This window comes from Verrucomicrobiota bacterium, assembly GCA_038744685.1.
Lineage (GTDB): Bacteria > Verrucomicrobiota > Verrucomicrobiia > Opitutales > Puniceicoccaceae > Puniceicoccus.
On the sequence record JBCDMB010000007.1, the window covers coordinates 61,411 to 86,100 of the forward strand.

The window sequence follows — 24,690 nt, forward strand, 5'->3', positions numbered from 1 at the left end:
AACTCCTTAGAGCGGATCATTCTCCTTGCTTGAGCACCCGCTCGACATATTCGGTAACGTTGCAGGTGAGCATTCGGCTTCCGTCAGGGCGAACCTCAAGCACTTTATTGACTACTGGATCGAGAAAATCCCTGTCGTGACTTACGAGAATAACTGTCCCTGAAAATTCCTTGATGGCATCTTGGAGGACCTCTTTGCTTCTCAGGTCAAGGTGATTGGTCGGTTCATCAAGAATCACGCAGTTGCACGGGCGCATGAGCATTTTTGCTAGGGCGACCCGGTTTCGTTCCCCTCCCGAAAGGACCCGAACTGACTTACTCTGATCAGTTTTTGAAAAAAGCAGGGCACCTAAGGCTGCCTTTGGATTCGCCTCTCCGTCTCCGGTGCACGATTGTTCCACTTCCTCGATTACGGTTTTGTTGGGATCCAACTCTTCCGCCTGCTGTTGCGCAAAATAGCCAAAAACGGTTTGGATTCCCTTGTCGATCTCTCCCGAGTCAATTGGCTCCACCCCAGCGATGATTCGGGCAAGAGTCGACTTCCCTGCCCCGTTGACTCCGACAACTGCAATCCGGTCCCCCTTGTCGATTCTGAGGTCAAGCCCCTGAAAAACCTTGATGTCGCCATAGGACTTGTAGAGGTCCTTCAACTCAACGACCTTCTGTGAGGCAGGAGGTGGGGCCGGAAAACGAAAAAAGATCCTTTTCTCATCCCGCTCCACTTCGACCAGCTCCATCTTGTCGAGCTGCTTGATTCGGCTCTGAACCATCCCCGCTTTCTTCTGGTTGCCCCGAAAGCGAGTGATGAGCTCTTTTTGACGGGCAATCTCCTTCTTTTGGTTATCCGCCTTCCTGCGCTGGGTAGCAATAAGATCAGCCTTTGCTTTCTCGTAAAAGGAGTAGTTTCCAGAAAACGAATTCAAGTTACCGAATTTCAGCTCGAAAGTCCGGTTAGTTACCGAATTCAGAAAGGCGCGATCGTGCGAAATCACCATCAGGGCTCCGTGATATTCTTTCAGGTAGCCCTCCAACCAGGTTTGGGAGACGATGTCCAAATGATTGGTTGGCTCGTCCAAAAGGAGTAAGGAAGGGTTCTGGAGGAGTAACTTCCCCAAAGCGATTCTCATTTGCCATCCGCCAGAGAACTCTCCGGTGTCGCGCTTGAGGTCATTCATCGAGAAGCCCAATCCGATAAAGACCCGCTCTATCCGGGACTTCATCTTTTCAGGCTCATGGTCTTCAAGCTGCTGCTCCCACTCTCCGATGGCGTCCACAAGGTCGTAGTACTCTTCCTCCTCTGGATCGAGTTGGTACATTTTCTCAGTCGCTTCATCGATCTTTTCTTGGAGGGATAAAACGTCTGCAAATGCCTGCTCTGCCTCCTTGAACAAGGTGCGGCCCTTACACTCTATGCCGTCTTGAGGAAGATAACCAAGCGTCACGAATCCAGGCTTTTCGACCTCTCCAGAATCAGACGTCACTTCTCCAAGGAGTAGTTTTATCAGAGTTGATTTCCCGGAACCGTTTACCCCTATGAGGCCGATCCGATCCCTTGACCCAATAGTCACGTTGACCTCGTTGAAGAGTTTCCGGTCTCCATACGCCAGCGTAATATCCCGCAAAGTAATCATCCGCCTTTCTAGCGACATGGTTTCGAGAAGAGCAAACACGAATACAAACTCCCTCTCCCTCCCGCCCGAATCCAAAGGGTATATTGACAACACACCGCTAACCAAAGATAGATAAGGCTTTGTCTGAAAGGGTGATGGAAAAGAAACAGAGCTCAGCATCACAGAGTATTAACGCTCTGGTGAAGACTCTCGAACTCAGCACAAGTGCGATCATTTTCACGGATACTCGTGGACGTATCACGTACGTAAATCAGTCCTTTCTCGACAAGACCGGTTATTCGAGCGCAGAGGTCCTCGGGCGAAATCCCCGTATCCTTAAATCGGGAAGGCAGTCCAAGGAAGTCTATGAAGAACTTTGGAGAAGGATCTCCTCTGGCCACACATGGACTGGCGAACTTCAAAACAAAAAAAAGAACGGCACTCTTTTTTGGGAGCACGCGACGATTTTTCCAGTTTTCGATGATCATCAAAAGACCCGACAGTTTGTTGCAATTAAAGAGGACATTACTGAACGAAAAAGGACCGAACAGATACTCCGATGTATTGCCGAGGCGAACCAGATTCTGGTCCATTCCTCCAGTCTTTCCGTTACCATACCTCAAATCCTTGAGCTCCTAGGTCAAGCAAGCGAAGTTGATCGAACCTATATTTTTACTTATTCAGAACCCGTTTCTGATCCAGAGAAAGGGGTATTTAGTATCAAATACGAATGGAATTCGGGAGCCTTTCGACCGCTATTGCAAATTCCCGAAATGCAGAACTTCTCCGCTTCAGGCGGGGTGTTTGCCGAATGGTCGAGCCTGCTGAAAAAAGGCGAAACCATTGAAGTTGCCGTGGGTAGTTTACCTCTCAAGGAGCAGTATTTTCTAAGGGCTCAGGACGTTCAGTCCATCCTGATGGTTCCAATTTTCCTCAATGAACTTCTTTACGGGGTGATCGGTTTTGACGATTGCCGATCCGAACGCAGATGGTCGGTCCGGGAGACTAACCTTCTTCAGTCCATCGCAGGTAGCCTCGGGATTTCACTTCAAAAGAGCCTCTTTGAGAAAAGTCTTAAGGATGCCCTTGTGAAAGCCGAAGATTCCGCAATGGAAGCGATTCGGGCAAATACCGCTAAGAGTTCTTTCTTGGCTACCATGAGCCACGAGATCCGAACCCCCTTGAACGGGATTCTGGGGATGACCCAAATCATGCTCGATGAGGTCGAAAACAATGAACACCGGGAGTTTCTCACCACAATCCACAAGAGTGGACACAGCCTGAACGACCTACTCAATGATGTTCTTGATTTCTCGAAAATCGAAGCTGGTAAGATGGAGATTTGCCTCAACGACTTTTCAGCGCAAACCGTATCTCAAGAGGTCATCGATTTATTCAGAGCGAACGCTGAAATGAAAGGCATTGGCCTCTGCTTGGAAGTCGAGAAAGGTTTTCCACGGAGTGTCTACGGAGATTCAGAGAAGTTCCGCCAAATCATCACCAACCTGATTGCAAACGCCGTTAAGTTTACCTCCAAAGGAGGTGTGACTCTCCGCCTAGAGACTGCTTTCAGCAAGGCGAGCCACATGCGTTTAATTGTTTCCGATACGGGTATCGGCGTATCCGAAAACGCGAGGGCCTCAGTTTTCCAATCCTTCAAACAAGCGGATTCCTCAAACACGAGGCTTTATGGCGGAACTGGCCTCGGACTGGCAATCTGCAGGCGACTCTCCGAGTTGATGGAGGGTAAGATCTGGTTCAAGAGCGAGATGGGTGTAGGGAGTCAATTTTGTGTCGAGCTACCTTGCCAAAGGAAGAATGCAGAAGTGAAATCCGTACTGGAGCCTGCAAAAACTACAAGACTTTCGAACGAAGCCAAAACAATAGGATCGCAAGGGAAGTTTCAGCCAAAGATTCTCATTGTAGAAGATAACGAAATCAGCCAACGGGTTACCAGCTTACAGCTGAAGAGCCTCGGCCTCGAGGCTACCTGCGCAAGAGACGGCCTCGAGGGGGTGATGACTTATGAGAAAGATGGCCCTTTTGACCTTGTCCTAATGGATTGTCAAATGCCACGAATGGACGGGTTTCTGGCAACCAGAGAGATTTTAGCACGAGCAAACGGATCCAGACCGTACGTGATTGCGATAACAGCGGCAGCAACTCAGACCGACAGGGACGAGGCTAAAGCCTCTGGAATGGATGATTACCTTGTAAAACCTGTATCAAAAAGAAAGCTGCAGGACGCGATCGAGAGATTCGAACGATCAAGATCCTAGAAGATCACTCGGGAAATCTAAGTGTGGTCTTCCCTGCCTGTCTAACTCGGAGGCCAAATTCGACGAAAAACAGGTGCTCCTGACTTGCTTTCTTAACTTCGCTCCCCAAGCCTTCAAACGATCGTCGCCACCTTAGCTCAGCTGGTAGAGCAGTTGATTTGTAATCATCAGGTCGTCGGTTCGATCCCGACAGGTGGCTCCACCACCTCCCGTTCCATTAACGGTTATTAAAATGGGTGGATGACGGACAGGGGGCTTTTGAAATCCAGGGGTCTTTCACGGATGAAGGCTGCCCGACGGAAGTGCCACGACGGAGGAGTGGACGTAGGCCGGGCATACGATATCACAGAGTCCGAACGCTTGAGGTTACGGCTTAGCAAGCCATCAAATTGCCCTTGCTAATCGACAACGGGCATCCTTACGCTCGTCGCTTGGTTGAATGGCAAAAGCCGTGAAACTCGCCCGGGTGGTGGAATTGGCAGACACGCTGGATTTAGGATCCAGTGCCGCAAGGCGTAAGGGTTCGACTCCCTTCCCGGGCACCAGCCTTCGCTCAAGCGCAGCGCAGGCCGAAGGCTGTCACGCGGAGTCTCGAAGAGCGTAGGCGGGCCTTAACCCACCGACTTCCCAACGCTCAAGGCTACGACTTGGCAAGCCAGCAAAAGACGGGATCGGCACTTCGGCTGGCTCCGCCCTTACCATTGCGGCTTTGTATTCCCGTAGGTCTTTCAAGGACCAAGGCTGCCCGACGAAGTACCACGACGGAGGAGTGGACCTAGGCCGGGCATACGATATCAGAGAGTCCGAACGCTTGAGATTACGGCTTAGCAAGTAACCGCAGCCTTCGCTTGAACGGTGCGTAGAGCGAAGGCGGGCTTCAACTCTTACGAATTGATCGACTCGAGAACAGTCTTCATCTGCCACAATGAGGGAATGTGGTAATCCGCGTTGTTCGTTCGAGGGACCCCCGGTCTTAGTGTTTGTAAGGTCAACATCCCGAGATCATTGCCTGCGGCAATTTCGGAGTCGGCATTATCGCCCACTATAAGCACCTCAGACACATTCAGGTGCCCCCTCTCGATGATCTGCTCGAAGTAACCCTTCTTCCCTAGTCGATCCAATTCGTCGATCCCATCCACAATCATCTCCCGAAAGAAACGGAAAAGGCCCAACGCCTTAATCTTGCTTTCCTGCAGTTTGCGAAAGCCCGAGGTGACAAGATAGCAATCCATCCCCAGGCCATCCAGCGCCTCAAGATCTCCATAATCCTCCATAGGTATTGCGACCTCTAAAGTCTGAAACACCTGCCAACCCGCCGACCGCATTTCGTCCGTAAAACCATACCGTTCGGCCACCCAATCCAACGGATGCCGCCAAATCTCATCAAAAGCCGTCTCCAGTTTCTCCTCGGACAGGTTTCCGTGATTGGCGTTTCGGATCGCTGCGAACGCAGGCTCAAAGAGCGCTTCACCCACAGCAGTAGCGGGTGCGAGACAATTGTCTAAATCGAAGATGGCTGCGCGGATCATAAGAGATAGAAAGGGGCCGAGGGGCTACATCCACTACTCTGCCGGTTTCTGGTTCCGAATCGATGTAATCAGCCACTGTCCATCTTCGCCCTTTACTAAAGTGAAACTGCTCCAAAGCCATCGATCCGGGCCATCGATCCCCTTAATCGTGTAGCGGGCATCGGCGAGAGCTACGTCAGGACGAAGGAAACGGACCGATTCCACGGTGAGAATGCGGTCCCCGGGATTGGTTGACGTGCTTCGTTTCATTCCTGCGGTAGCCCCTTCTACTCCCCTCCTCCACTCGCCACGGGAGGTCAGTTGATCGACCTCTGGATGTAAAACCGCCTCAACCGCCTCCAGATCCCTCGCCTGACGACCGTCGACGTAAGCCTGAAGGACCTGTCTGATTTCTTCGGGGCTGGAATCCGAAATCTCGGGAAGCTCCTCAGGCACAACCGTAACGGAGCTTCCCAAGATGCGAGAACCCGGCGGCAACGCCTCAAGGTAATTTTGGGTGGTTTCGTCCGTCCCGTATTTCGCAAAATCGGCTCTCTCGAACCACTGGACACGCCCGTCCATAAACGCAACAAGGCCACCCTCCCCGTCAAACAGAGAGTCTTCGGACCACGTCCCATCTTCCTGAAGGCCACTGACCCAAAGAATCGGAATTTTGCTCGAATGAACGTCCTTACTAGACGGAACAGCAAAATCGAAAATCACCTTCTTTTCAAATACCTCCGGATCCATGACGTAGTTCCCGTCCAGAACGAGAGGTTGTTCCCGAAACTCTTCCGCATCGTCCCCAAAGAAGTAAAGACTGCTCTCATTCAACCACGCCTCCTTGGCAAATGTGACCGCTAGTTCGTGTCGGCTACTACTGGTCGGGAGGCGAACTCTTGGCGCGTCGATCACGTAGGTATTGTATGCAATCGCGAGACTCTTCATGTCGGCCTTTACAACTGCTCTCGGGACTAGCCTTCCTGTTGATCCAACTTTTGGAACAAACAACATGTAGAACAAGCCTACGACAAGAAGAAGGACAAGGACGCGCGCTAACACCTTCATAATCGGCTAAGTTTAAACGCTAGGCGCGCGTTTCTGCCATCCTAAATACCACGAGCATTTTCGGCAGGGTCCAATTTAATCCATGGGGCAAGTGCATCGACTCTTCGGGAGGGACCACCTTCCTCCTTCGCTCTTCGAGCTTCGGCGGACACGCCGCGTGGTCCGCGCGTCGGAGTGGTCCTTCGCCCAAAATTACCGGACGGGACAAGCCCGTCCCTCCCCTCACAAAGGCTCGTCAACCACGCGTTCAAAAGGAAACCTCTCTCGGCATTCGAACTTATCATGCCGCCTTCGGATTCGGCCACCACAACTGCCTCGGTGCCCATCACGCCCGCGGCATCATGCGCTGCTTCCTCCTTCAAATCTCCCAAACGGTCTCAACAATCACCGTCGTGGAAGAGGAGCCTTGCATGGAGGTGGAAAAGGACTACAGCCGCCAAATTGGCTTCAACAAGCTGGTGGTACGGTGCACGCCCGCCTGACGTAACATTGGCCCCAAAGGTATCGTAGCATCGGTCGCGAAGACCGATGACTGACCTCGCCTACTCCCGCCTAGACCGCCTGCGCCGAAGCAAGACGCCCGACGCTGCAAAGAGGCCGAAGAACAGTCCCGCTGTAGCCGCCTCCGGAACCTGAACCACAGAAATTGGGTTTGCACTTCCCCCATTCCCGTTGAAGAAAACCGGCATAGTGTTTCCGATTGCGGACTCTAGCAGGTCTTGATTCGTGGCACTGAGAGCACCATACGACTGGAAAAACCCTAAACCGGTAGCGGTAGTCGGTAAACCTGTTCCTCGGATGCTGAAGAAGAAATAGGGCGTACCAGAGTTGACACGGAGGTTGATTTCAACGGATTCCGACTCTCCCTCAAAGAGCGAGAATGCCAAATCATTTTCGTAGATGATGACTTGGGGAAGTGGGTCTGGATCATTGGAAAGAGCAAACTCCCAAGAAACCGTTCTGGGCGCAAACCCCGCGTCAACAAAATCCGACCCCACCAGAGCGAACTCATTCGTAAACGGATTGATTTGGAGCTGGAGCACAGCGTTAGCGGTATGCCCAAAAAGCAAACCTGCCAGCGCCCCAATGAAAACAATCCGTCTCACAGGTCGTGGATCAAGTGGCCTCGGGACACGGGAGTCAATGCTGATTTACCGTGCCTTGTTCGGTCTGTTTGATTCGGCGACGCAGAGTTACAAAAACCGAAATCGATAAACCAAAAAGAAGCGCCGACTGGGGTTCAGGAATGGCAAATGCATAGACAGTTGAACCATCTGACGATGAGATTGATATCAATGAGTCTCCTGGGTCGAGACCAGTTACATCTAGGTTCCCAAAGACTGAAGTGCCGAAGAGTGTATCTCCGTCTACAAGAATCCATGAATCTACAGCCCCAAAGTCCACGTCCAGAAAAGAATATTTGGAGGCCACACCCGTAGTCGTAATTTGGTAGATGTCACCATCGTTTGAATACGCGACCACGAATCCGGCACTCGACGTTGAAATGTCTGTTAAAGAGTCGCCTGGGTCGAGGCCCGTTACGTCGACGCTACCGCTAATTGGAGTACCAGAGAGTGTGTCACCATCTTCGAGTATCCAAGCTGCGAAGGCGCCGAAGTCGACATCCAGAAAAGCAGGCTTGGAAGCCACGCCGGCTGTCGTGATTTGGTAGAGGTCGCCATCGTTTGAAAAAGCGAGTATATTTGTCAAAGACGATGTTGAAATTGTCACGAGCGAGTCTCCAGGATCGAGGCCCGTTACATCGACACTACCGCTAATTGGAGTACCAGAGAGTGTGTCGCCGTCCTCGAGTATCCAAGTTGCGAAGGCGCCGATGTCGACATCCAGGAAAGGCGATTTGGTCGCAACCCCGGAAGCATCAATCTCATACAAGTTCATGACAGCCGGTAAGCTCTGGGCTGTCGCTAGTAGCAACAGATATGGAATGGCATTTCTCATGGTAGTTTCCTCGAACAGATCGTTGTTTGGATTCTGGATTTATGGGACAGCTACTCTCCAGTGTAAACAAGGAAAAGGAACGAACGCTTCCACAATCGCTCCGAGTCGGCCGGACTGCGCTTGGTTACTAGATTCGGTTGAACAAGTCTTTGTAGCAAAACGGAGAGACCAACTTAAATTCGTCCTCCGTTCAAGGGATTGGATGGTTTCCGATCTTGCGAAGGGGTGAAAAGATATTGATAGTTCGGGTTCGTGGGGGCTCTTAGCTCAGCGGTTAGAGCAGAGGACTCATAATCCTTTGGTCCGGGGTTCGAATCCCCGAGGGCCCACCAATTTTACGAATGGCTGAAGTCTATATTCTTAAGGGAACCTCGAATAGGTATTACATAGGGTCAACCGAAAACCTCGCGCAGCGCTTTGCTCGACACAACGCCGGGATGGTTCACAGCACGAAGCGTCTCGGACTTCCAATGACACTAATCGCTTCAAAGGAATTCCAATCAAAGTCCGAGGCGTTTCCTTGACGAACGGTATCCGCCGAATAAAAATGGACGAATGCAGACTATTTCATCCAATACAGCTAAACAGTCTTTGGGAACCGTTCTCCAAACGGCACAGCATGAGCCAGTGCTCATTGAAAAGCATACGCATCCCACCGCAGTCATCTTGTCGGTGGCGGAGTACGACCGTCTCAAATCTGGGAGAGCTCCGGCACGCAAGGCGGGATTCCCGTCCCAAGTTCAGGAGAGAGCTGCCTTGGCAGCAAAGTCGCTTCCTGTTGTCCGCAAATCGCACGAGGGCTCCGGCACTCGCTATTCTCCTATGGAAATGGTGGAGTTGGTGAAGTTAGCTGAGTTTGGCGAGGGCGGTGAGTAAGCTCCTCGACATCAATTCGTGGCTGGCGCTTCTTTTGGAAGGCCATTCACAACATGCCGTCGCCCGTGCTTGGTATGAGAGCGAAGACTTGTTGGCCAGTGATCTGAATTTCTGTCGTCCGACGGAAATGGGCCTATTACGTTTACTTACCCAGACGAAGGTGATGCAGGCCTGTCTGTCGCAACATAAAGTAATGAATCGGCAGCTCAATTTCTGGCAGAGACTTTGCGCGATGAGGCTGTCGGTATGACCTACGAGGTGCCAGGCACCCGGGCCCCGTGGCTTGCACTGGCGCGTTCTCCAAAACCCTCACCGAATCGCTGGATGGATGCCTACTTGGCCGCAATGGCGATTAGCAATGACCTGCAGATGGTCACTTTCGACAAGGGGTTTGTGGCCTATGAAGGCTCAGGCCTGAATCTTTTCCTTTTAAGGGATTGACCACATTCTTATGACCAAGAAAGAAAATCCGTTTCTGAGATGGATCGTTATTTCTTCGGTCAGTACTGTTTTAGGATTCATCGCACTGACCATCTCCGCCCGAAACCCGGGACGGGTGATCTTTGAGACGGGTATCGGTGATGAGCTAAAGGTGGCGTACCTCGTCTCCCTTGGTGTGATCGGAGCCGGGCTGCTGTGGTCGTTCTTTCGATCCCTGGGAGATGGCGTGAAAGTTTTTGCGGTGGTTGCGCTTATCGGTGGGGTTTTGTTTCTGCCTGCGCTTTTTTAACGTGCGTGGGTAGGAGCATTTGGAACTCGTTTGCGGCCTCTCACAACGACTGCCGTCGTCATGCTACTGGGGTTGGTTGTTTTGTCGGGTGGAGAGTAATCGGATAATCGAGGCGAGTAGGACTACAGCGGAAAGCCCCACAAACCAGTCGCCCCAACGCACGAAGGGAGTTTGGTAGCCGGCGAATCTTAGTTCGCGTTCTACCGGGATGACTTCACCGCCTCGGAAGTAGATGGTTCCCTCTTCGTTTTCCACTACCGACCGCACCCTCCCCCACTCGTCGATCCAGCCGGACCAGCCGCCGTTGCCGCTGCGGAGGATCGGGCGTCTGGTTTCTACGGCGCGGAGAACTGCGTGGACGGCGTGTTGGTAGGCACCCGCTTCCTCGCCATACCAAACGTTGTTCGTGGCCACGAAGAGCCAGTCGGCACCTGCGGCCGCGGTGCTTCGGGCCAGTCCCGGGAAGACATCCTCGTAGCAAACGAGCGCACCAATCTGTTCGTTGGTCTGTCCTTCTACTGGGAAGGGAAACAAAACCGGGCGGTCGCCCGGTCGGCAATCCAATCCGATCGGAACTACGGTTTCGAGAAACGGTAGAAACTGCCGAAAGGGAATGAACTCACCGAAGGGAACCAGCTCGCGTTTGGCGTAATATTCTTCCGCTAATCCATCCTCGGGATCGACATAGAAGACGCCGTTTTCGTAGTACTCATCCTCTCGGTAAAAAGCCATGTTTCCCATGAGGATCGGCGCACCAATACGGGTGGCGAGACGCTCCACACCGATCCGGAGGCCATCATTGCCTACGATGGGAAGCGGGGTCGATGACTCGGGCCAAAGAATCAGATCGGGTTCGTCGTCACCGACCGCCAGGGTCTCCTCCCAAAGAGTATCGAGATTGGCACTTACCTGTTCGCGATCCCACTTCATCGAGAGGTAGGGCTGGACGAAGCCTACCCGAATCGGCTGCGACGGTTCCCGATCATTTATCGTAAAAAAGAACCATCCCGCACTCACCATAAGAATGCCAAGCGGAAGTACCACCATCAGTGGGACCCTTCGCGCGAACGGCAAGAATCCTTTCCTCTTCCATTCTGTAAAGGGTCGGACCAGCCACTCCGCGAGGGCGACGTTCAGCCAGACGAGGAGAAAAGATAGTCCCCATCCTCCGGTGACGGAAACCAGTGATAAAACCGCTGGTCGGTTCCATTGCGAAACCGAAACCGGGTTCCAAGGAAATCCCCAAAAGATCCAGGAGCGCACCCACTCTAAAACGACCCAAAGGGATGCAGCAGCCAAAGAGATCCACCACCGGCCGGAAGGTCGAATCAACTTGGCGAAGGCCACTAGCCAGATTCCAAAGAAGACCGCTAGAATACCCGAAAGCCCCAGAGTCCCAGCTACAGTGACATGCCGCAACCAGATCAAGGATGCCGTCCAGAAGAGAAAAGCGGAAAGCCAGCCAAGAAGGAAGACACGCCGTTTTGAGGCACTCGACCAGTCAACCAGCAGTAGCGGAACAAGAAAAACGTAAGCTGCTTCGGCAAGTGAGATGGGAGGAAAGAGGCAAAACCGCAAAACTGCGCAAAGCACGATCATCCCGGTGAGAAACCACCCAGATGCGCGAACGCCTCCTTTTTCCTTCTCCTCTTGTGCCACGTTCACTCTGCACCGCCTGGCGGGCGGTCAGTTTGACCAACTCTTAACGAGCGAAGGAGTCGACCCCTCGGGGGTTCCGAGCCAAATCCTGCAATTTCTTGTTTACCGGACCGTAAAAATCCATCAGCGCCCTCACTTCAGGGATGAAGTAGCTGTAATAACTCTCCTCCGCTTCCTGCAGGTCGCCCTGGATGCTGCCGGCAGTGCTGTTGACCGAGAAGAGGAAGCTAGAACGAGCCCTATCCTTCTCAACGTCCTGTCCGGACCGCTGCAAGCCATCCTTCAAGCGACTCTGTGCGGACAGCAGTCTCTGCAGAGTCACCTGGGTGTCTCGAGATCCTACGCCCAGAAAAACAGCGAGCTGCTCAATTAGATTGCGAATTTCGTCGAGCCTCTCCCTTTCACTCGCGACTGTTCGCAGATCAATGCCTTCCCAAGAAATACCGGCAGATGGAGGAACGATCCCCACAGGCCAAAGATCTTCGTTCGAGCGGCTTCCCGTGCCGAGACTTACGTTTCTCGCCGGACTGTAAACTCCAACCACCGTGTCACCATCAACGGCAGGAGAACCGGAATAAACCCTACCATCAAGAGCCTTAAAGTTGATCCGATTGCCAGAAACCTGACTCACGGAAACTTCAACCTGACCTCGTGGGGAGAGAATAGTGAGGTCTTCTCCATCACTAATCTCTGGATCAATTGAGACCTCGGTAACTGGTATCGAATCCCCGGAGCCTGTGACTGCGATGAGAGCGAGATCCCGATCCTGGGCGGCAATGATTTGGCCTGTTGGCACGACCGTGCCTCCAGCAGTGTTTACAACGATTCGACGATTGCCTACAAGCGAGGACAATGAGGTCATGACAACCACTTTCCCGTCATACTCGACGACGACACCCAAACCGAGTTCAGCGTCACCCCTTACAGCAACCAAGGCGTCAGACGGATCCGCGACACTACTGACCCCCGAACTGATCCCATCGTCAAGCTGGGCATCATTAGTTGTCGAATCAAGCCCCGCACCTTCTGCATCCAGTGCGCCGTCGGTTGCAGCCGCCTCGTTAGCCATTTGGGTATCCTCTGCAGCGGCATTGGAAGAGACTACCTCTTCATCGAGGGCGGTATCTGTGCCTGCCGCCTCCTCGGCTAGCTTGGAGTCTTCAGCGGCCGCCTCCGGTCCCTCTTCATCCGGGCCCTCAATCACCTCGTTCTCAGAGTCGAGCTGGGCATCGGTTTCCGACAAGAGAACGCTCTGCAGTGGCAAAAACACTGCAAACGCGAAAATCGCTAGGCTGCTTTTATTCGCCAGTGAGAGAAATGCAGGACACAGGCTTGAAAAATCAAAATTCTTGCGGGTAGACATGAATTCACAAAAGTAGGCGGTGTATGATTGTGACAAGGATTAGCTCCATAGAGGATCGTTCTTTCTCACTGGAGGTCAACCATTTCCCTGTGCGTATCGTCCGATGAATTACCCGAAAACCTTTACGTCTTTTTTGCTAATTACAATGGTCATCGGTGCCGGGTTTTCGTGCTCCTCCCGCAAGAACGACGTCTCGAAGCAACTCGTCGAGCAAAGATATTCCACTGAGGAAGATTTTACCCGAATCAGCGAATTTTTCACAGGCAGGGAACCCGTTGGGGGAAGAGTTTATCTGCGGACAAGCCCGGACTCAAGGGAGGGTTACTATTGGATCGTTCCGAGCGAAGATCTTCCCGATCAACCGAGTGTGGCAAAGCTCACGGTGCAGCTTCCCGGATCTCCCGAATGGATTCACTACGAATTCCCGATTTCGGAAGCGGAGAGGGAGAGATCGGTGTTTTGGCTGGGCATCACGGGAGAGGACTGGCCGGGGAGAAAGTTCCACCCAATAGCGTGGCAACTGTCCTTTCAGTCCGAGGAAGGAACCGTTCTCTACTCAAGAGATAGTTTTCTTTGGACTCCAGAGGTGAAGATTGTCGCCGCAGACGACCCATCCTCCGGTGAAGTCAATGAGTCTAACTAGCGTGCATTCCGAATCGAGTGTTTGCACCGGAACACTTCCCTTCTCCATCACAGGAGGCGAAGAGGTCGTTTCCGAAATTCTTCTTGGGGGACAGTCTTTTCTCTGGGATAAAGCCGGCCAGAATTGTTGGGTTGGCGTGCAGGAAAGGAAAGTCTTCCGGCTAGTGCTCGGTTCCGACAATCGATTGAATTGGGGATGCCTGAGTGGTCCCTCCTCAGAAGCTTGTGCATCAATCGAAAGTCTATTTGCGGTATCGACAGACTTTGAAGAATTGACGGACCGTTTACCTTGGAGGTCGGATTTTCTTTTACAGTCGGCGATCCAGAATTTTATGGGGCTTCGGATACTCCGGCAGGACTGCGGAGTGATCTTGCTATCCTTTCTCCTTAGCCCGTTGAAACGGATTGATCAAATTCGGGAAGGACTACGAAGTTTATCGAAGCGATGGGGTGATCCGCTCGGTAGTGGTTTCCACGCGCCACCCGAGTGGTCGACGCTCAAAGAGGTTCCTGAAAAGGAGTTGCGCGAATGCGGAATCGGATACAGGGCAAGGTCTATCCACAAGACCTCTAAGGTGCTGGCAGCGAAGCCCTGTTTTTTGGAGGAAATGGAAGAGAAATCAACTGCCGAAGCCCGCAAAGGCCTCATGACCCTCCCCGGAGTCGGTCGGAAAATCGCAGATTGTGTGCTCTTGTTTGGACTTGGAAGGCTCGAGGCATTTCCAATCGATACCTGGATCCACCGCTTTTTGGTCGAGGAGTATCAACTGACTGACTACAGCGAGAATCAGCTACAGACTTTTGCTGCAGCCCACTTTGGAATGTCCGCAGGTTTTGCCCAGCAGTTTCTTTTCGCTCATGCCCGAAAAAACCTCGCGCAGTGAAAGAGTTTTCACAATTTCTCAGCGAATGACTTTTCAGAAGATGCGAATCACTTCGGCCGGCTTTTGCTTGGCACTGGTCTTCGCACCTTTACCTCTGCAAATTTACGGAAAAGCGTTCGCGCCCATTTTTGGAGCTGATGACCCAGATTCCACCAATTGGATCGATTCGGTCCACAATTACATCTACGGCAAATCTCACGGTTCGGTAGAATGGTTCGACGACCAGTTTGTTCCCGACGGCGAGAAACCGATTCCATTGCCTCCTTCCCGATTTCGTTTAGGCCTGTTCTCCGAGTTCGATTTCGGAAAAGGCAACGGGTTCCAAATTTCACCGGTGGTCGATTTCAAAACGGACGTCCACCTGCCCAACCTTGAGCACCGCCTAAGGCTGTTTGTCACAACTGAAGATCAGGCCGCTTTGCCGGGCGACGATCCTTTGGAGTCGAATAACGCCCTTCGGATCGGTGCCACCCGCGATCTCTTCAAAAACTGGGACACCTCACTCGGCGTGAAGGCAAGATGGCCGCCGGAGGTCTTTGCTAATGTTCAGTGGAGTCGCAAATACGACGCCGGGACCCATTGGAGTTTATATCCGCGGGTGAAACTCTTTTGGGACAGTAAAGATAAGTTTGGCTATTTGGGATCTTTAGTTGGGGACAGGTGGCAAGATCGTTGGCTGTTTCGTCAGACACTCTCCTTTAGGTGGGATGGAAGAGAGCAGGAGGACGATTCTGACGATGCCAACGATCCCGACAATTCGCGATTCGGTGAGGATGGTGGAGGCTATCGGTGGGAGTCTTCGACGGTTGTTGGATATGTTCCACTTCTGATCGATGAGCGCGACTATGGCAGAACGGTGCGGGGTTCGGATGTTGCTGATGGATGGGGCGCAAGAGGTCGTGTCGTAGGCGATATCGTTCAGCCGCTCACTTACGAAATATCGCTTTTTCGAAAGGGTCGGCTCTACAAGAATTATCTATTCTACACCATTGTTCCCCTCATCGAGTGGGATCAAGATGAAGACTGGGACGCCGAGTTTGGTTTCAGGATTGGGGTAGAAATGCTCCTTTGGGGTGACGATCCATTGCGGCGGCCAAGCACAGGTGGATAAAGGATAAAGCTGGCTTGTATGGATAGGTTACCCGTCGAGTTTCGGCCGGGACCTCTTGAAAGCCGTGTAGGTTTCCATCAGGAAGCTTTACCCCGTATCATTCTAAAAAAGAGCATTCCACCGAGAAATGAGATCATACAAAAGGCCACCGCGTGGCTGCCTGAAATGTAACCTTGGTTAGTCCAAGAGACCTTTGCCTCGGCTTCAGCGTTTTCAACTGGGGTAGAGAAGGTATCCCGCAAGGCTGCGAAGAAAGAGCTTGGTGTCTCGTTACCTGACGCCGAACTGTCTTGGTTGACCTCAATATAATAGTCGAGCCAACCATCTACCACATTCAAATCCTCAACGTAGCGGTCAAGGTCCTCATTCAACACAAAATCCAGTTGGTTTTCATAACGATGGGAGAGGATCAGGAGATTTCCTTCTTGCCGGACATTTCCTTCGTAGAGGAACCACTCATTCTCTACCGAGAAATCTTCATCCTCGAATTCCGACTGGTCCGGAATCTGAATCTCGATCTTGTGCTCCAAATTAAGTGGCCTAGGAAGTGAGAAAGCTGACGAGCGGATCCGCTCCGGAGGGTAAGCCAGATTGTCGCGAATGACCTCAGCAGGAAAATTCGTAACGGTAGTCGAACCTGCCTCATCCGGAAACAAAGTATCGAAACGGTAAGTCTCCTCGATCGTGAGGATGTTCTCCTCTCGCTCGTCCTTCACCAAAAGTGGCTCCGAATCGGGAATACGATCATAGAGTTCGGCGTAGTAATTCAGGTAGCTTCTGGCAAAAGAATCGAGACCGTCGTCAGCCAGGTTCCAGCGAAGCGAATCCGCCTCCTCACCGAAATATTCGGACACCACCTTGAATTCTACAGGACCAGAAAAGCTCGCCAAGGAAAACTGCTCTTGAATTGTCGAACGGGAAAACTCTTCTCCCTGTGGTCCTACATCACTGATCAATCCGGTAGTCTCATCTCCGACTACCAAACCAAAGCTGTAGTCGGAGAAAAAACGCTCGGGCAACACTCCACCTTGATGACTGTTGGTGGGATCCATCCAGACCTCTTCACCCTCAATCATCGCCAGAACCACTACATGATCAAATGAGGCGGGAGTTGGTAAACGATCAACCACGAGGCTGCGATCCACGCTATCGACAAGAACGGGCCATGCCTCGAGACCAAGACCTCGCAACAAGAGCACGGTTAAAAGGCTTTTATCCTTGCAGTCACCATAGCGTCTCTCCGCTATTCTCTTGGGCGGGTAGGGTTTATAAGAGTGTGGGCCTATCGGAATTGAAACGTAGCGAATTGAGTCCTGAACAAAAGTCAGCGCTTTGGTCGCCATCTCCATTGGGGTTCCTCCCTCAGTCAAAATCGACTTTCGTTTGGACTCCAAAAAAAGAGGCAAATCAGAATCAAGCGGATACAATTCTACCGCCCAATCCGCGACTGCTGACCAGTCAGGCCAGTCCGAAAACTGAACCCAAGGAAGCACCTCCGTCCCAGAAGGCAGTTGATCCTCGACGATTACCGGGGCCACATCGACAAGATTCCAGAGGAAGGTCTTTTGATCACCCTCCTCTCGAACCTCAGGTTCGATCAATTCGGGAAACGTCTTATAACGAAGAGCTTCGTTGCCGAGGGGCCAGTCGAACCGAACGCGAATTTCACCGACAGGCACCGAGTAGCCCAAAGAGACTGACTCGGAATAGTAGTCTTTTGTGACCGGATTACTCCCACGGATCGTAAACGCGTAATCGAGCACATCCCCTACCCGAACGTCTTCGAGAATAGCACGGACATCCTTCGAATCATCGTAGAACCACGAACTGACGTCTGTTCGCGCATCGACTACCTCAAGAGCGAGAGTCGGTAACACATCTATCCACTGACCGTCCCGAAAAACTCGGATCCAGTGCAAGTCAAGCGTCTCGAATTCCGGGTTAAAGTTCCAGACTAACGTGCTATTATCCTCCAAACCCACCTGTGATTGAAACTCGTAGACGTAGCGGGAGAAGATTGCCCTCTCATTCGCCCGCAAATGGTGTGAAACCAAGTGGTAAAAAACCCCACCAGCGGAATACGGCGTGCTATCAGAAACCTCGAAAGCGTCTATAAAATCTGCCCATTCAGGACTCGCAGACTTCTGGACCCCCTTTTCATTTTGGCCCGCAACGACAGACGGATATAGCGATAAAATGAGGCAGGCCAGAACGGAACCGAGTCTTGACCGGTTGGCCCGGTCACTCGTTCTCACAATATTCGCCGTAGGCTTGCGCATCCATCAGATCGTCCGTTGCTGCGTCTTCAGAGATTCGCACTCGAATCAACCAACCCTCTCCGTAAGGATCTGAATTCAAAGTCTCTGGAGAGTCTTCGAGATCACTATTCACGCCTTCAACTACTCCTCCAACCGGCAGATAAATATCTGATGCGGCTTTCACGGACTCCACCACGCCAAAAGTGTCCCCTGAGCTGAACTCCGAACCAACGTCTGGCAGCTCGACAAAAGTGATGTCGCCTAACGCTTCCTGAGCGTGGTCAGTAATTCCTACGGTGGCTACACCTGCTTCAATTTTCACCCACTCGTGGTCTCTCGTGTATTGAAGATCGCTAGGAGTGTTGCTCATTGTCTCTGGCTTTTATTCGGTAGAAATTATCGGTGCAAGGGTGGTTTAGCAAAAATGACAGGGAGCCGTTTACCTCTCGAGTCAACTTCCGCCGTATCCCCAGTAAAAGAGGCATCGATTAGGGCAGAACCAATCGGCTTATCCAGAATCGGACTCTTGGAGCCGGAAAGCACCTTTCCAATCTCTTCATCTTCCGAGTATAAAAGCATCTCTTCGCGAGCGATCCGCCGATCCCCAACGGTAAAAAAGCGAACGGTTTGTTCCGAACCGATCTGTTTCTCGAGCTGAAGAGCATCTTTCCCAACAAAACGCGGTTTCTCTTCCTTTACAGCCCAACCAAAGCCAGCTGCAACCGGTGAGATCTGTTCCGTCAACTCATGCCCGTACAGCGGTAGACCCGCCTCGAGTCGAAGACTATCCCGCGCTCCAAGACCAATCCATTCGATCGTATCTCCCGCTTTCAATCTCTTTGCCAGCTCCAGCGCGTTCTCTGCCCTCACAAACAGTTCAAAACCATCCTCTCCAGTGTAGCCTGTTCGACTGGCAACGATAGAAATGCCGGCGACTTCGGCCTGTAACAGGTGAAACCGCTTCACGCCGCTCCAGTCTACCTCAAGCACATCGTTCAGGTAGGAAACTGCTTGTGGGCCCTGAACTGCTAAAAGCGCCCAATCCTCTGATTCGTCGGCCAAAGAAACGTCGAAAAGTCCAGACCGCTCGTTCATCCACCGCCAATCCTTTTCTCGATTCGACGCGTTTACAACGACGAGGAAAGAGTCTTCGGTCAGGCGATATGCAATCAAGTCGTCAACCACTCCACCCGCTTCATTGCACATGGGGCTGTAGACTGCCTTACCGGGAGGACAATTGCCGATGCGATTGGTAAGCACATAATCTAGAAACTCATCTGCCTGCGAACCGGAAACCATGAATTCCCCCATGTGGGAAACGTCAAAGACGCCTACTCTATCCCGGACCTGACGATGCTCTTCCAGGATCCCTCGGTAAGAGACCGGCATCTCCCATCCCGCAAAATCCACAATTCTTGCACTCGCCGCAACATGGGTTTCAAAGAAAGAGGTACGCCTTAGAATCGATTCCGTATCCGACACTAGTAGAGTAGTCCCCACAAATCCTACCACAGGCAAGGGAAAATCGGTTTGGCTGAATTTTTCTCGACTCTCTTGAAGAAGAGACGTTTTCTCACGGATCTGAGAGTGCCCGGGTGGCGGAATAGGCAGACGCGGTAGACTCAAAATCTGCTTCCCTCTGGGAGTGTGGGTTCGATTCCCACCCCGGGTACCAGCCTTCGTCTCGGACCTAGCGGTCCGGCACTACGGCTGGCTTCGCCTGAGGAACAAGGAAAACGATGGTAGATACTAGCACGAGAGACGAAGGCTGTCCGCCGAAGTGCCGTGACGAAGTCGCGGACGCAGGAGGACCTACGAAAAAAGAGCACTTTTGAACGTAGCCTTCGTCTCGGACCTAGCGGTCCGGCACTACGGCTGGCTTCGCCTGAGGAACAAGGAAAACGATGGTAGACACGAACACGAGAGACGAAGGCTATCCGCCGAAGTGCCGCGACCAAGTCGCGGACGCAGGAGGACCTACCAATAAAGAGCACTTTTGAACGTAGCCTTCGTCTCGGACCTAACGGTCCGGCACTACGGCTGGCTTCGCCTGGGGGAACAAGGAAAACGATGGTAGACACGAGCATGAGAGACGAAGGCTGTCCGCCGAAGTGCTCTAAGAATTGCAATTTTCCAAACGGTTCCGCACCCTTCGATTCTTCATGGTTCCACCGAAAACAAAGAAAGAGGCATCGCTCGCTGCTGTACTCTCGACTGTCTTGGCCGCAGTGGTAGTCGGTGTGGTCCTTGGATTCGTCTATCAAGTCCGTTTTATCCCCACATTCGTGCGCACTGCTGACGCGGTTGCTAGTCCGGATTCAGACGGAAGACCTACCTTCCTCTTGGGCATTCAATCGCCCGGGGCAAATTTGAACCGAGCGATGCGCCAACTGAGTGATTCAAACAGCGAAGAATCTGTGGTTAGCCTCACGGCCGGGGATTTGAACGAGATCGCTGATGAATACCTCAATCTAACGCTCGGAAAGCAGCAGGCATTGAGTAACTCGTCCGAACCGACCTATGCGATTCTGCCAGACACGCCCAACTTCAATCTCGTCGAAAGCAAACTTCAGGTCCTCGTGCCCTTCGATATTCTTTTTTTTGGAATGAAGGGTGAGGGTTTTTTCGTTTCGATAGGCGAGTTTGTTCAAAAGGACGGGAAGCCTTCTTTTTCGGTGGAAGAGTCGTGGATCAATTCAGCCAGAATGCCAGCTTTTGCAGCGAGCTTCGTAGTCGACCGCTTTACAAAAGCTATTGGCAATATGGTAGAGGACTCCCTTCTTGCCAAAGCTTGGACGAACGTGGACCACATCGAGATCGATGGAAACTCAATGGCCATTACGATCCGGTAACCCTACCGAGTGTGCATAAATGAATAGATGCTTATTACTTCTTTTGTTCCTTTCTGGATCGATCGTCTCGCCACGATTCGTTTTTTCTCAAGAGTTGGTCCAGCCTCCTCTTGCACCTTCGCCCTCGGTTTTCGAAGGCAGCGCAGGCGTCTTTGACTTTGTCGCTGCAGACCAAGGGTCTCTTCAGATTGCCCGTGTAATCGGACGCAAAGTAGTGGAAGTCTGTGATGAGTTGCTTACACCACCCCTGGAGCGTATCCCGAAAATTGCTGTAAAGCTCGCTCCGGAGGGACGGGGAAATCTCGAAGGAGAGAGTTATCTCCTCTATCAGGATATTGCCGGCGACTACGGAATCGCGGTGAACTGGACTCCAGAATTATCGATATCCGTATTCACGAAGGCTCTGGTCGAAACTTACCTGAAACAGATTGTTTTTACTGTTTCAGACCGCAGGCGCGCGGAGGAAGTTCCCCCCTGGCTGATCGCTGGAGCTGATCTCAGAGTGCAGGTGGCACTCCGCCCATCTCTGATCGAATACTTAAGGGAGCTCGGTCGAGACTCCCCTATGGTCTCACTCGAAGAATTCACGACCAAAAAGGAGTTTTCCGATCTTACTACCGCAGATCGGATTGCCTCGTTCTGGTTTATCGAGCTTTTGATCCGGTCGCTACCCACCGACAAAGAGTTGAGAAACGTCTTCGACTCAGTTGTCGAGGGAGAGACTGCCGTAGATTCGCTCCAGAAGCAGGCCGAGTCCCGCGGGGGTTTCTCGGGGGGTATCGAAGCGTGGTGGGTGATTGGGTTTCAGGATCTCGTTCACCGGGAAACTGGTATCGTCCTACCAATCGAGAGAACTGGGAAACAACTCTTCCTCCTGAATCGTTTTGAACTGATCGAGGACGGACAGCCGATATTTACCGATGCGAGCGGGTTGTGGGATTATCGAGATAACCCTTTGATTCGGCAGTCTGCTACGGGGAGACTTGCTGAGATCGATGCGGTGCTTCCCCGCGTTAATCCCATTTTCTACAACGCTTTTCGCAGTCTTGGTCTTCAGTTTCAGGCCCTTCTCGATGGCGATAGGGACGACTATGAACTCCATTCAGAAGAGTTTGCCAGTGAGGCCCGAATCGCCGCAGCGATGGCCCGTGACGTTCGGATCCTTGCGGAGGACCCGAACGCGGATCTTCCGGAACCGGAGTTTATCATCCCGGAAGCTACCGGGATCCTTGGAGCTCAAGAAGGCGAGTAGCAACCGTCCAAGTCAGACAATTTCGCTCTATGGACGGGGAAAGAGGATCGTCTTCTCACCAAGGGTCGAGCCCGCAAGTAGGTCCGACCATTCCATTCCTTCGCTCCAATCGGCGACGGGCTCGCATCCAAGTAGGGCGACAATCTTTGTGCTCACTTCAGGCATAACCGGTGTGAGGGCAGCAGCCGCAAGCCGAAGGCCCTCTGCCATGAAGGCAAGTGAGGTTTCCAACTCTTTACGGTCCTCTTCAGCTTCGGACTTCGCAAGCTTCCACGGCGCCCTGATTTCGGCGTATCGGTTGATGCTTTTGATGAAGTCAAAGATCTCCTCCAACGCGAAATGGAACAGAAAACCATCGTAGGCTTCGCGCGCTTTTGACCAGTTCTTCTTCCATGTCTCCTGCAAGTCTTGCTCGGGACTTTCCTTGATCGAGCTTTCGGGAATTTTGTGGTCCGTAAATCGCCCGCCCATATTCAGCAGACGGCTAAGAAGATTACCAAGGTCGTTGCCGAGCTCCCCATTATAGCGGCTAAGAAAAAGCTCTTCGGAAAAGTCACTGTCCTGACCAACCGCCATTTCCCTCATCACGAAGTAACGGAAGGAGTCTGCTCCAAAACGCTCGACCATCTCCAGAGGGTTGACGACGGCCCCCGTGCTTTTTGACATCTTTGCACCCGACAAAGTCCACCAACCGTGAACCAACAAGTGTTTAGGCAACGAAATCCCACAGGCATGCAGCATGATGGGCCAGTAAACCGAATGAGGCGGTAGCATAATGTCCTTGCCGATCACATGATAGTCTGCAGGCCAAAATTCATCAAAGTCGTGGCTACCGTATCCGATAGCAGAGATATAATTGACCAGTGCATCGAACCAAACGTAAGTCACAAAACCATCGTCAAAAGGAAGGGGGATTCCCCACGATAGTCTTTCGACTGGTCTCGAAATACAGAGGTCATTCAACGGTTCCTTCAAAAACTCCTGAACCTGCTTCAGTCGATAGCGCGGGTAAATGAAGTCCGGGTTATCCCGAAGAAAGCCGATCAACCATTCCTGATATTTACTCTGTTTGAAGTAGTAGTTGCGCTCGGTGATGGGCTGGACGTCGCCAAACTCCTCAGGCCATTTTCCATCTACTTTGTCCTTTTCGAGAACAAACTGTTCAGCGCGTGTGCTGTAAAACCCTGAATACTCCGCTAGGTAGATCTCGCCCGCATCATAAAGCTTCTGCAAAAGGCCTTGCACGACTACACGGTGACGTTCTTCGGTTGTTCGAATAAAATCGTTGTTCGAAATGTTGAGATCGCGGCAAAGTGCCTGAAAATCTTCGGCGATAGAGTTCGTGTACTCGATCGGTTCGACCCCTTCCCGTTGGGCTGATTGTTGGACCTTCTGCCCATGTTCATCCATCCCAGTGAGAAAATAAACATCCTCCCCTGACATACGACGGGTTCGTGCAATTACATCAGTAAGCACCTTCTCGTAGGCATGCCCGAGGTGAGGCTTACCATTCGCATAGTCAATTGCGGTCGTAATGTAGAACTTCTTCATTCAGAATCCGAACGAATGCGTTACCAAGGAGGAACTCAACCTTTGAATACGCCTCTCCGACCGAGAGGGAGATTGGGATGCCAAAATCAAGGTCCAAAAAAGAATCTCCGTTACAGGCAAAACACGCTCTGCTCCTTGGCAAAAAACAAAAAGATTCTACCCTCTTTAGTGTGAACTCATTACTCTCCACTCTCCGCCATTCCGGCGTGGCCTTCGTCGCCGGATTTACGGTATCCTGTGCTTCTCCCTTTCCTGAGACTTCTGCGAAAAGTATAGAAGACTACTGGTTCGATAAGGCAGAAATCACCCGATACGATCTGGAGCAGTTGCGGTATGGCGAGATCCGGTCTGGCGAAAGTGTCCTGATTTTTGTCACCGAGCCCTTTCTCTCCGAGCAACAGGTGAAGCACGAGTACGGTCCCGGAGATGATGCCGTTCCCGTTCTGAAGCTAAATCGCCTGCGGTCCTTTAAAACAGGAATTTATCCTTACGAAATGATGACCTCGATTTTTCAGCCCGTGCACGAGACTGGCCCTGCTCCCTCGGGACTGAAAATAGCTACCAGCACTACAGAGTGGTGTGGACTCGTATTCCAACAGGTCAACCGCCGCTCCGATGCCCTGGAGGTAGAGGTACGCTCCTACTTCCAGCGAGAGGCGGATCAGGACGTTTCCCTACCTGAGGCTTGGACGGAGGATGAGCTTTGGACGAGACTTCGACTAGACCCGCAGTCTCTTCCAACGGGAGAATTTTCACTTTTCCCAGAAACCTTTTTTCAACGGCTGGCCCATCTACAACCTGTTTTGGTTGAGGCAAGTGCGGAACTAGATTTTTCCGATGCTACCGCATCCTACACGATCAATACGCCCTCGTTAGCACGGACGATTTCGATCAGTTTTGAGAGTGATTTTCCTCACCGAATTCTTGGGTGGGAAGAGACGGTTAACGGGCAGCTCTTTTCGAAGGGCACAGCTACGCATTCCGAAATGCTTTACTATTGGGAAAACAACGCGATCAAAGACGAGCCTCTTCGCCAAAAGCTTGGATTTGATCGGTAGGGTTTCGAGTTGAGGGAGAAAGTTCGGGTAG

General features: G+C 52.0%; 23 protein-coding genes and 4 tRNA genes. 15 read left to right on the forward strand and 12 right to left on the reverse strand.

What is annotated here, in order from left to right; translation table 11 throughout:
- Nucleotides 1–16 precede the first annotated feature (16 nt).
- Nucleotides 17–1,648, reverse strand: a complete 1,632-nt coding sequence (locus tag AAGJ81_06190) for an ABC-F family ATP-binding cassette domain-containing protein (protein ID MEM0965721.1) — start codon at nucleotides 1,646–1,648, stop codon at nucleotides 17–19.
- A gap of 116 nt (nucleotides 1,649–1,764) precedes the next feature.
- Here AAGJ81_06190 and AAGJ81_06195 point away from each other — a divergent pair, with 116 nt between their 5' ends.
- The 3 genes from AAGJ81_06195 (at nucleotide 1,765) to AAGJ81_06205 (ending at nucleotide 4,433) form a co-directional block, all read left to right on the forward strand.
- Nucleotides 1,765–3,888, forward strand: coding sequence for an ATP-binding protein (locus tag AAGJ81_06195; GenBank protein MEM0965722.1), 2,124 nt, complete (start codon nucleotides 1,765–1,767; stop codon nucleotides 3,886–3,888).
- Nucleotides 3,889–4,014: 126 nt separating this feature from the next.
- Nucleotides 4,015–4,090 (forward strand) — tRNA-Thr (locus AAGJ81_06200).
- 258 nt (nucleotides 4,091–4,348) lie between these two features.
- Nucleotides 4,349–4,433, forward strand: a tRNA-Leu gene (locus tag AAGJ81_06205).
- Nucleotides 4,434–4,772: 339 nt separating this feature from the next.
- On the opposite strand, the gene AAGJ81_06210 is transcribed toward AAGJ81_06205, so the two are convergent.
- The 5 genes from AAGJ81_06210 to AAGJ81_06230 form a co-directional block, all read right to left on the reverse strand.
- On the reverse strand, nucleotides 4,773–5,417 hold the full coding sequence (locus tag AAGJ81_06210) for an HAD family hydrolase (protein MEM0965723.1): 645 nt from the start codon (nucleotides 5,415–5,417) through the stop codon (nucleotides 4,773–4,775).
- Between the two features lie 33 nt (nucleotides 5,418–5,450).
- Nucleotides 5,451–6,464: an SgcJ/EcaC family oxidoreductase gene (locus tag AAGJ81_06215; GenBank protein ID MEM0965724.1), complete on the reverse strand. Its 1,014-nt coding sequence runs from the start codon at nucleotides 6,462–6,464 to the stop codon at nucleotides 5,451–5,453.
- 41 nt (nucleotides 6,465–6,505) lie between these two features.
- A complete protein-coding gene (locus AAGJ81_06220; GenBank protein MEM0965725.1) occupies nucleotides 6,506–6,826 on the reverse strand; it encodes a hypothetical protein in 321 nt (106 codons plus the stop codon).
- 180 nt (nucleotides 6,827–7,006) lie between these two features.
- The gene (locus AAGJ81_06225; protein ID MEM0965726.1) at nucleotides 7,007–7,570 is read right to left on the reverse strand and encodes a hypothetical protein; all 564 of its coding nucleotides are present in this window, start codon (nucleotides 7,568–7,570) and stop codon (nucleotides 7,007–7,009) included.
- A gap of 34 nt (nucleotides 7,571–7,604) precedes the next feature.
- Nucleotides 7,605–8,423, reverse strand: a complete 819-nt coding sequence (locus AAGJ81_06230) for a PEP-CTERM sorting domain-containing protein (protein ID MEM0965727.1) — start codon at nucleotides 8,421–8,423, stop codon at nucleotides 7,605–7,607.
- Nucleotides 8,424–8,679: 256 nt separating this feature from the next.
- Here AAGJ81_06230 and AAGJ81_06235 point away from each other — a divergent pair.
- The 5 genes from AAGJ81_06235 to AAGJ81_06255 all read left to right on the forward strand — a co-directional run bounded on the left by AAGJ81_06235 (nucleotide 8,680) and on the right by AAGJ81_06255 (nucleotide 10,029).
- Nucleotides 8,680–8,755, forward strand: a tRNA-Ile gene (locus AAGJ81_06235).
- 223 nt (nucleotides 8,756–8,978) lie between these two features.
- Entirely contained in the window at nucleotides 8,979–9,299 is a 321-nt protein-coding gene (locus AAGJ81_06240; GenBank protein MEM0965728.1) for a type II toxin-antitoxin system Phd/YefM family antitoxin, read from the forward strand.
- On the forward strand, nucleotides 9,292–9,549 hold the full coding sequence (locus AAGJ81_06245; protein ID MEM0965729.1) for a hypothetical protein: 258 nt from the start codon (nucleotides 9,292–9,294) through the stop codon (nucleotides 9,547–9,549). Before AAGJ81_06240 ends, AAGJ81_06245 begins: the two co-directional genes overlap by 8 nt.
- Nucleotides 9,546–9,740 carry a hypothetical protein gene (locus AAGJ81_06250; GenBank protein MEM0965730.1) on the forward strand — a complete coding sequence of 65 codons (195 nt, stop codon included), beginning with the start codon at nucleotides 9,546–9,548 and terminating at the stop codon, nucleotides 9,738–9,740. The genes AAGJ81_06245 and AAGJ81_06250 overlap by 4 nt, the downstream gene beginning before the upstream one ends.
- A gap of 10 nt (nucleotides 9,741–9,750) precedes the next feature.
- On the forward strand, nucleotides 9,751–10,029 hold the full coding sequence (locus AAGJ81_06255; protein MEM0965731.1) for a hypothetical protein: 279 nt from the start codon (nucleotides 9,751–9,753) through the stop codon (nucleotides 10,027–10,029).
- A gap of 63 nt (nucleotides 10,030–10,092) precedes the next feature.
- Here AAGJ81_06255 and lnt read toward each other — a convergent pair whose 3' ends face one another.
- Together lnt and AAGJ81_06265 are read right to left on the reverse strand one after the other, a co-directional pair.
- Nucleotides 10,093–11,694: an apolipoprotein N-acyltransferase gene (gene lnt, locus AAGJ81_06260; GenBank protein ID MEM0965732.1), complete on the reverse strand. Its 1,602-nt coding sequence runs from the start codon at nucleotides 11,692–11,694 to the stop codon at nucleotides 10,093–10,095.
- 37 nt (nucleotides 11,695–11,731) lie between these two features.
- Nucleotides 11,732–13,051, reverse strand: a complete 1,320-nt coding sequence (locus AAGJ81_06265; protein MEM0965733.1) for a hypothetical protein — start codon at nucleotides 13,049–13,051, stop codon at nucleotides 11,732–11,734.
- Between the two features lie 103 nt (nucleotides 13,052–13,154).
- Here AAGJ81_06265 and AAGJ81_06270 point away from each other — a divergent pair, with 103 nt between their 5' ends.
- From AAGJ81_06270 to AAGJ81_06280, 3 genes are read left to right on the forward strand one after another with little or no spacing between them, the layout of a single operon-like run.
- Nucleotides 13,155–13,694 (forward strand): hypothetical protein, encoded by a 540-nt coding sequence (locus AAGJ81_06270; protein ID MEM0965734.1) that lies wholly within the window; start codon nucleotides 13,155–13,157, stop codon nucleotides 13,692–13,694.
- On the forward strand, nucleotides 13,681–14,577 hold the full coding sequence (locus AAGJ81_06275; protein ID MEM0965735.1) for a DNA glycosylase: 897 nt from the start codon (nucleotides 13,681–13,683) through the stop codon (nucleotides 14,575–14,577). Before AAGJ81_06270 ends, AAGJ81_06275 begins: the two co-directional genes overlap by 14 nt.
- A 40-nt stretch (nucleotides 14,578–14,617) precedes the next feature.
- The gene (locus AAGJ81_06280; protein MEM0965736.1) at nucleotides 14,618–15,688 is read left to right on the forward strand and encodes a hypothetical protein; all 1,071 of its coding nucleotides are present in this window, start codon (nucleotides 14,618–14,620) and stop codon (nucleotides 15,686–15,688) included.
- Between the two features lie 77 nt (nucleotides 15,689–15,765).
- Here the strand turns inward: AAGJ81_06280 and AAGJ81_06285 are convergent, their stop codons facing one another.
- The 3 genes from AAGJ81_06285 to gcvT are packed head-to-tail and all read right to left on the reverse strand — an operon-like array spanning nucleotide 15,766 to nucleotide 19,446.
- Nucleotides 15,766–17,967, reverse strand: a complete 2,202-nt coding sequence (locus tag AAGJ81_06285; protein ID MEM0965737.1) for a DUF3857 domain-containing protein — start codon at nucleotides 17,965–17,967, stop codon at nucleotides 15,766–15,768.
- Entirely contained in the window at nucleotides 17,930–18,316 is a 387-nt protein-coding gene (gene gcvH, locus AAGJ81_06290) for a glycine cleavage system protein GcvH (GenBank protein ID MEM0965738.1), read from the reverse strand. Before gcvH ends, AAGJ81_06285 begins: the two co-directional genes overlap by 38 nt.
- Before the next feature lie 26 nt (nucleotides 18,317–18,342).
- Nucleotides 18,343–19,446 carry a glycine cleavage system aminomethyltransferase GcvT gene (gene gcvT, locus AAGJ81_06295; protein MEM0965739.1) on the reverse strand — a complete coding sequence of 368 codons (1,104 nt, stop codon included), beginning with the start codon at nucleotides 19,444–19,446 and terminating at the stop codon, nucleotides 18,343–18,345.
- Nucleotides 19,447–19,535: 89 nt separating this feature from the next.
- Here gcvT and AAGJ81_06300 point away from each other — a divergent pair.
- From AAGJ81_06300 to AAGJ81_06310, 3 genes are all read left to right on the forward strand, one after another.
- A tRNA-Leu gene (locus AAGJ81_06300) sits at nucleotides 19,536–19,621 on the forward strand.
- A gap of 487 nt (nucleotides 19,622–20,108) precedes the next feature.
- A complete protein-coding gene (locus AAGJ81_06305; protein ID MEM0965740.1) occupies nucleotides 20,109–20,798 on the forward strand; it encodes a hypothetical protein in 690 nt (229 codons plus the stop codon).
- A gap of 19 nt (nucleotides 20,799–20,817) precedes the next feature.
- On the forward strand, nucleotides 20,818–22,050 hold the full coding sequence (locus AAGJ81_06310; GenBank protein ID MEM0965741.1) for a hypothetical protein: 1,233 nt from the start codon (nucleotides 20,818–20,820) through the stop codon (nucleotides 22,048–22,050).
- 27 nt (nucleotides 22,051–22,077) lie between these two features.
- Here AAGJ81_06310 and metG read toward each other — a convergent pair whose 3' ends face one another.
- Complete coding sequence (gene metG / locus AAGJ81_06315) at nucleotides 22,078–23,601, reverse strand: methionine--tRNA ligase (protein ID MEM0965742.1); 1,524 nt, start codon at nucleotides 23,599–23,601, stop codon at nucleotides 22,078–22,080.
- A 170-nt stretch (nucleotides 23,602–23,771) separates the two neighbouring features.
- On the opposite strand from metG, the gene AAGJ81_06320 reads away from it, so the two are divergent.
- Nucleotides 23,772–24,659 (forward strand): septum formation inhibitor Maf, encoded by an 888-nt coding sequence (locus tag AAGJ81_06320; GenBank protein MEM0965743.1) that lies wholly within the window; start codon nucleotides 23,772–23,774, stop codon nucleotides 24,657–24,659.
- Nucleotides 24,660–24,690: the final 31 nt, after the last annotated feature.